The 8,920-nt window shown below is 35.6% G+C and carries 3 protein-coding genes; 1 reads left to right on the plus strand and 2 read right to left on the minus strand.

All coding sequences use genetic code 11. The annotated features are described in order from the left end of the window. Window positions 1-388: 388 nt before the first annotated feature. The gene (locus tag C9E89_RS17300; RefSeq protein WP_107009581.1) at window positions 389-1,300 is read right to left on the minus strand and encodes a DMT family transporter; all 912 of its coding nucleotides are present in this window, start codon (window positions 1,298-1,300) and stop codon (window positions 389-391) included. Window positions 1,301-1,466: 166 nt separating this feature from the next. On the opposite strand from C9E89_RS17300, the gene C9E89_RS17305 reads away from it, so the two are divergent. Continuing rightward, on the plus strand, window positions 1,467-2,318 hold the full coding sequence (locus C9E89_RS17305; RefSeq protein ID WP_107009582.1) for a LysR family transcriptional regulator: 852 nt from the start codon (window positions 1,467-1,469) through the stop codon (window positions 2,316-2,318). Between the two features lie 46 nt (window positions 2,319-2,364). On the opposite strand, the gene C9E89_RS17310 is transcribed toward C9E89_RS17305, so the two are convergent. After that, window positions 2,365-8,898, minus strand: coding sequence for an Ig-like domain-containing protein (locus tag C9E89_RS17310; protein WP_213069650.1), 6,534 nt, complete (start codon window positions 8,896-8,898; stop codon window positions 2,365-2,367). Window positions 8,899-8,920: the final 22 nt, after the last annotated feature.

Here is an 8,920-nt window from a genome sequence, read left to right on the forward strand (position 1 = left end):
AATACCCACCCATTTAGCGCAAAATTGTAGAATTATTCTATAAAATAAGCAATTAAAAACCAAAATACAAATACTGGTCATACCAATTTATTTGAAATTATGTGGATTGGTTCAAGTATTTTTGCTGATTAATTTAAAAATAAGTAAAGAAAATTTGCTGTTTTTATTTATATTTTTCCTAAAAATAACATTTATAAAAAAACAGCTACAACTTTAGTCTTAGATTTAAATTTTCAATTTTTTTAAATCGACTTTTTGCTTTTTTCTCTCAAAAATTAAAAAATCTCTCTACAAAAGCTCAGCATTTTACTGAATTGTAGAGAGATTTTCTGTCAAAATTACGACAACACTTATCTATAAAATAAAGTTTTTTATTGGCTTTTCTCTATCAAGATAGACTTTTTTGCTCAGCACTTCGTGATTGAGCTTTTATTTTTAATGAACTAAAAATAATGCCTGAACAAATAAAAGCAGCACCGATCAAAATATTGACTGTCAAAGGTTCATGCCATAAAACATAACCAAAAAATAAACTTAAAATTGGAATACACATAATCGAGATAGAAGCCACAAAAGTATCCACCTGACTCACGATCCAATTCCAAAGTACAAAGGCAAACCCTGTTCCAATGACAGCAATATAAAACAAAATCGAACTATTTAAAGGATTTGTCCACACACTCAAATTGATCGGTTCAAATACCAAAGCCCCGATTAAAATCACGCTTCCACCTAGCAAAAGTTGCCAAATGGTCAATTTCATTTTGTCGTATGTTGCAAAATTCTTTTTCATATAAATGGTGGTTAAAGCCCAGAAAAAGCCAGAAAGAATCAGGAAAAATTGTCCAATTAAAGCCACATTGACATGAATATGTTGTAACTGAGGCCACAGAATCGCAACCAGTCCCAAAGTACCTAAAATCAGTCCCATAATTTTTTGCGAATTTAAACGCTCATTTAAAAAGTAATGTGCCAATACGCCAATAAAAATAGGCATTGTAAACACCAAAACCGCTGACAGTCCTGAGTCTACAAACTGCATCGCAAAAACTTGTGTTGCATAAAAACCAAAACAAATCATTAAACTAGAAATAATCAACGCTTTCCAATCACCTTGATTTGGTAAAATCGATTTTCTAAGTACAGCTTGCACAATCATCAACGTCAATGCAGCCAAAATCAGGCGCATTGAAACAAATAAAAAAGGCGGAAAGATTGAAAGACTATGTTTGACCAGTCCCCATAATGATCCCCATACTAAACACAGCAACGCAATGGCACTCACAACTTTAATGTTCATTTGCTGTACTCAAAAATAGAAAGTTTGTTCAGTATAAAAAATAAATGACATCATGAATAATGCTATGTTTTAATAGATACATCATTTTTTTTGATGTGTATTGCCAAACATTCCGACTCTTCTTTGCTTTTTTCTACAGTCAGTTGACTAAATCTTGAGGTTTTATATGAATATTGACATTAATGATATTAAATCTTTTGTCACAGTTGCTGAACTTAAAAGCATCACAGCCGCGGCAAATAAGCTGAATTATTTACAGTCCAATATGACCGCAAAAATCAAAAAAATTGAAAATCACTATAAACGTCAACTCTTTATTCGTAAGCCCAAAGGCGTTGAACTGACTGAATCAGGCATTCATTTGTATGATCAATATAAAAAAATGCTGTTTACTTGGGAAGAAACTGAAAATAAGATTTATCAACAAGAAAAAAAGCTGCGTTTTGGTACCAATACTAGTATGGGAGGCATGCGTTTTTATCCCTCGTTTCATCAACTTTATGAAACTTATCCCGACCTTTCCATCACCATGAAAACGGGGGCAACAGGTTTTATCGAAGATGAAATTTTGCAGGGAAATTTAGATATTGCTTATGTGCTTGGGCATCCAAAACAGAAGAATTTGCAATATATTCATAAAGCTGACGATGAACTTGTGATCATTGGAAAAAATATAATTAATCATGATCATTTTACTGATTGTCTGCATCATCAAAATATTTTATTGGCTTCTGAACAATGTTGTTATTCAACAACATTAGATCAAATTTTTACTGATTATCACATTAAAAAAGGTGAAATGACTCATATTTTTGATCATGAGGCATTGATTCAATTTACTCAACTTGGTATGGGTATTTCCATGATTGCAAAGTCGCTCATTGAGAAGTTTAAAATCCAATATTATATGGAAGTACCTGAACAATATCGTGAAATTGGCTTGTATCTCATTGCTCGAAATGACCATGTGTTTACCCCGATTGAGAAGCAATTTGTTGGATTAAATGAAAGCCTTTAAAATAAAAAAGAGCCTTCGAAAAGGCTCCTTTAGATCATATTAAAACTTAATATACAATCTGTTGATTATTCAATAAGTCATCTAATGTAGTATTCACATTTTCAAGAATTAAAAGCTGTGTCATTTCATAATTTGTTCCACTGCCATCTCGGTCAATACTAATCACGGTGTTATTATTTGCCTCATCGAATTCAACAAGAATGTGATCCAACACTGAATTTAAATCATTCCAAGTCGCAGTATCATCAACAAATAACTCACTCAAATTAATTTTATCTGCGGCTGTATCATTGCTTGTATCACCAACATGGAAGTTCGTCCAAGTATCAAGACCATTCCCTCCTGTCGCAGTACTTTCCTCGAGTACTTTGAAAATAACATTGTCACTTTCATTGAGATAGCCAACAAATATGTCATCTTGCGCACGACTTTCTGCTTCATGAGTCGGCATGAGAACAAAATCATTAGTATCAAGGCTTACAGCGACACTTTCACCATATTCTGTATGTGCTGCAATGACATTTACAATCCCTTGATATCCACCTAAATCTATTTTAAATGATCCATCATTTTCATTACTCACAAGAGCAATAACATTCCCTTGACCATCCTCAACTCTTATCTCACGTTGAGCCTCTGCATTACCTATTAAATATCCTGTTTCATCTAAACTTAAATCGGTCACAGCATTTGGTACAGGATGGACATAAACATAGCTCACACTCAACGTATATTGAGTACTTTCAACATTTGCGCTACTTATAGCAACAAAATGTACTTCTTGGTCTAGTGCAGTATACCCTCCTAAACTACCTGTTATTTGACCTTGAGCATTTGAGCGCCCATCTCCAATTTGATTACCGTCACTATCTCTAACAATAATTTGACTATTCGGCGTTGCATCACCTGTAAACTGCCCTGTCGTATTGTCTACTTGAATCTCTTTCACCACAGGTGTTTTACTATAATTTTCTGCTAACTCCGCTGTTGCCAATGTGATCGCTTGACTCTCATTACCAGCACGATCAATCACGGTAAAAGTCACGTCTACAACATTGGCTGAAAGACCAAGTAAGAAATTACCCTCTTGATCAGCTATTACCGTATAGGTATTTTGAGTATGTTCACCTGAGATATATTCAATACGTATCGAACTCCACGGTTCAGAAATACCTGTTAATGTGCCTTCATTTAATTTTAACTCAGTGGCAACCGATGGTGCTAAATGATCAATTGGTGCTGTCACTGATGTCATTGGACTTTTATTACCATTTGCATCAGTCACTTGGACTTGTATCGTCTCACCATTCCAATAACCAGAACCTGATAAACCCGCTACATATAATGAAAACTTACCATCAACATCCGCTTGAGCGGTATAACCTAGACTTTCACCTTTATCATTAAAAGCTTCCACTTTTGCAAAAGCTTCTGTTTGCCCAGTGATATACTGAAATTGTTGTTCTAGATCAATCGCTAAATCACTTGGGGCTTCTGGTGCAATCGTATCTACAGGTGCGGTAATTTCTGTATAGTTACTTGGATAATTATTATAAGCAACTACCCTTAACACCTGTCCACTGATATAAGGTTGGTTGAACTGTATAGCAAATTGCCCATATTCACCACTATATCCAGATGCAACCATGTTTCCATTTTTTTCATAAACAACGATTTGTGTCGATGCATCCGCTTGTCCTGTCAGCGTTAAGCCATTTTCAGTAAGCACAATATTGCTTGGAGCCGCTGGTGCTTGAGTACTCGCTTGTACAATATAGGTTACAGCCTCACTTTCATTCTTTGCCAAGTCTATTGCTGTAATGGTCAACACTTCGCTTGGTAAAACAACTTGACCAATATATTGATTAATCTGACCATTTTCATCTGCTTGCAACCAAAGATTTAAAACATCACCATCTTGATCAACAATTTTCAACGTACTATTTTTTTCAGTTGTTGCTGTTATATAACCATCTTCAGAAATATTAAAATCCTGAACCACTGGTGCAACATTATCTAATGGTGCTGCGATCTCTGTAACTTGACTGTATTGGCTTCCATCATAAACGCGTACATGTAGGCTTTGACCTTGTAAATAATAACCATTTAATTCAACAGTAAAGGCTGCTTCATTGATATAAGATTGAGCAATTACCTGCCCTGTACTACTATCAATAACCTCAATAGACTTACCAACTTCTGCATTTCCTGTAATGGTATTACCTAGTTCATTTATTTTGACATCTGTAGCAGCAGCAAGACCATTTTCAACCAATGGAATATTGACTACAGCCTCTTCACTACGGTTACCTGCACGATCCACAGCAACAACTCTTAAATCTTCTCCTTGATATTTGCTTAAATTAAAATAAAAATAAGATGAAAAATCTCCATCAGAATTTGTATTAACTGAATGAACTAGTTGATTATATGGATCTAAAACCTCAATCAATATATTTTCTTCAGATTGTCCTGAAATAATATTATTTTCAGTATCCAAAACAAGCTGCTCTACTTTATTTGGTGGTACATCATCAACCAAAGCAGTAACCACAGTTTCAGGACTTGGATTTTTCGCACGGTCAAGTACAACAAAGTGTAACTCTTCACCATGTAAATAAACTTGATTCAAAGAACCTGCCACTTGACCTGTTTCATTGGTAAAGCCCTGACCTATTTCAATACCATCTTTATCATAAACTTTGATGGTCGAGTTTGCTTCAGCAGTTGCTGTAAACTCTTGCCCATTCTCATTTAAAACAATATCTTTTAACGCTTCAGGTGCAACATCATCTAACGGTGCTATGATTTTTGCTTCTGGGCTTGTATTACCTGCCGCATCTACCACAACAATGCTAAGTTCTTGTGCCTTGAGCAAGTAATCATAGAATTCTAAGTTAAAAGTACCATCTGCATTGACGTTATATGATCCCCAACGTACAGAGAGTTCGTTACCTTCTTGATCATAAACTTTGATGGTTGTATTTGGTTCAGCCTTACCTGTAAGAATTGAACCGTAATAACCTTCTGTAAGATTTAAATCTGTTGCAGCCGATGGTGCAATATTATCCAATAAAGCATTTATAACTGTTTCGGCACTTGAGTTTTCAGCACGATCAAGCACAACAAAATGCAATTTTTCTTCATTTAAATAGACATTATAAAAATATCCAGTCGCTTGACCAGTTTCGTTGGTAGAACCTAGACCGATTTCAATACCATTTTCATCATAAACTTTGATGGTCGTATTTGCTTCAGCAGTTGCTGTAAAATTACGTCCATCTTCATTTAAAACAATATCTTTTAACGCCTCAGGTGCAATATCATCAAGTGGTGCAATGATTTTTGCTTCTGGACTTATATTTCCTGCTGCATCTACCACAACAATGCTAAGTTCTTGTGCCTTGAGCAAGTAATTATAAAATTCTAAGTTAAAAACACCATCTGCATTGATGGTACTAGAAGTACCCCAATGTACAGAGAGTTCGTTACCTTCTTGATCATAAACTTTGATGGTTGCATTTGGTTCAGCCTTACCTGTAAGAATTGAACCGTAATAACCTTCTGTAAGATTTAAATCTGTTGCAGCCAATGGTGCAATATTATCCAATAAAGCATTTATAACTGTTTCGGCACTTGGGTTTTCAGCACGATCAAGCACAACAAAGTGTAACTCTTCACCATCTAAATAAACTTGACCAAAAGAACCCGTTACTTGACCTGCTTCATCGGCAGAGCCCTGACCGATTTCAATACCATCTTTATCATAAACTTTGATGGTCGCGTTTGCTTCAGCAGTTGCTGTAAAGTTAAGTCCATTCTCATTTAAAACAATGTCTTTTAGGGCTTCAGGTGCAACATCATCAAGTGGAGCTTTAATAGTGACAGGATTACTTTCATTGCCAGCATAATCTACTACCACTACCTTAAACTCTTCATTATGAAGATAATGCTTTCCAAGACTGACAATAAAACCACCATCAGCACCCACCACATTAGACCAAATATCAACCAATTGACCTGAGCTATCCAATACTTTGATCATTGCATTAGGCTCAGCAATTCCTTTTAATACAGAGCCTTCTTCTACAAACTCAAGGTGAGTTGCAACTTCTGGTGCAACCGCATCAATTAATGCAGATTTATGCGTAGCTACACTTTCATTACCTGCGCGATCTACCACAATAAAAGTCAGACTTTGACCATTCAGATAGTAATTAGAAAATGACCCAATGACTTCTCCATTTTTATCTGCCTCACCTGAACCAATCACCTGCTTATTTGTATCCAATACTTTTACTAAACTATTTGCTTCAGCTTTAGCCGTAAAGTTAAGTCCATTTTCATCTAAGACAATGTCTAAAATTGGCTCAGGTGCTATTACATCGTTGTGTGCATGAGCAATAACTTCTGTACTTCTATTCCCTGCACCATCAATCACTACAAATTTAAGTTCTTGTCCATTTAATAAGTAATCACGAAAGTTACCTTCTACCTGCTCACTATTATATGATGTATACCCATACCCAACTACGTTATTATCCTTATCAAGAACTTCAATCCAACTCCCGATTTCAGCTATTCCTGTAAAATCAATACCATTTGGATCAAGTACCAAATCTGTAATTGCTGGCGGTGCAGTATAATCAACAATAGCACTAGATTTTTGACTTTGATTACCACGTATATCTGTAATCTCTGCAAATAATTCCTCACCATCAATCAGTGGACGTTTACTTACAAGCTCAAAATCCCCATAGTTTGTTGCTACACCTGTAGCAACCTCTACGCCATTGATATCTGTGATAATGACTGTACTTAATGCTTCAGCGCTTCCTGAAATAGTTCCATCTTGAGCAATTTTATAGATATACGGTTCTTTCGCATAATCTGGAGCAATAATAGATGCTGCAACACTTTCATTTTTATTTGCATCTACAACAATAACATTGATTTTTTGAGCATCGTGTAGATCAGTATAAATTGTAAAATGACCTTGTTCATCTACTGTATTCGATGAACCTGTATTGATCACATTGCCAAATTCATCTTGGAGAATGATTGTTGCCCATGGCTCGGCTGTTCCTGTCAATACTGAACCTTCTTGATCAAATAATAAATCAGTAGCAGGTTCTGGCGCAGTCCAATCTACAAGGACAAGTTCATCTTCACTGGTTACGCCATGTTGATCAATAATACTCAAATAAAGTGTTTCTCCTTCAATCAATGCACGATTAGCAACTAAAGAAAACGCACTCACAGATGAATGATCATCATCACCAACACTCATACGCCCTAACTCATTTCCATGAGCATCTTTTACAATGACAACACTTAAGTCTTCAGCAAAACCTTGAATAGTATTATCTTTTCCAACAAGTGTCACTTGCGGTGGATAAGCAACATTTGGTGCTACAATCGTAGTTTCAGTAATATTATTATTTTTATCCGTCAATTTAACTTTAAGCACTTCTGCTTCATTGACTTGTGCTATTAACTGAACAGTAAATGTTCCATCTACCAATGTTGCTGCATGCCCAAGAAACTGATCATTTGCATCATAAATATCAATTGAAACATTGCTTGCATCTAAAATTTTACCTGAAATACTTGTTCCATATTGATCAAATTCAATCTGCCCATCTATTTGAGGTGCGGTATAATCTGCCAAAACAGCATTTTCATATCCTGATATTTCATTCTTTTTAGCAACAATAACAACCGTTTCACCTTCTGGAATCGCATTGCCTAATTGTGCTTTAAATTCAACTGTTCCTGTTTGAGCAAGTTTCGCTGATGAATTCTCAGTGACTTGTATAGTTTCTATGACCTTTCCAGTAGTGTCATAGATAATAAGCTCACTACCTGAGGTAATTAATCCTGTAATTTCTCCTGTTTCACTCATATGTTGAACAGTTAAAATAGGAACTTCAACAACAGATAAAACAGCTGGTGGGCTTGTATAACCATTATATGTTGCTGTTAGCGTTAAATCTTGATTTTGATAACCTGCTGGTAAATGTGCTTCAAAGTTTCCTGCCGCATCAGTGCCTACAGTTGCAATAAGCACAGAATTTGAATCAAAAATTTCAATTGTACTTCCAGCGTAAGCAAAGCCTTCAATGGTTGTGCCATCTTGATCATTAGCAATTGCTTTTGTAATACCAGGTAAATCAGGCTGTGGATCTATAAAGTATTCATGTGTAATTTGCTGAGTTTGAATATTCCCTGCAACATCCTGAAAACTCAAATTAACAATTAACTGTGCAGAAGGTGCATCTACCCATAAATCAGCGGTAGGGATCTGAGCAACCCATTCATTTGTTCCTGCATGATAAGTGAAAGTATAGTTCTTCCCTAAAACCTCTGTTTGAATGACTGAGGTTGAAACATCTAAATCACTTGGTAAATCTTTCAAACTTAATACAAAATCAGTAATTTTACTTGGTTCTTGTAAGCGAATAACATTATCACTACTGACCGATAAATCAGCAACTGTATTAGCCGAAATCTGAATCAGATTATCGACCACCACCGTTTGTACCGCTGTTGTCGCGGTGTTACCTGCAAGATCTGTCACAACTGCTTTAAACTGATAAGTT

The organism is Acinetobacter sichuanensis (genome assembly GCF_003024515.2).
Taxonomy (GTDB): Bacteria; Pseudomonadota; Gammaproteobacteria; order Pseudomonadales; family Moraxellaceae; genus Acinetobacter; species Acinetobacter sichuanensis.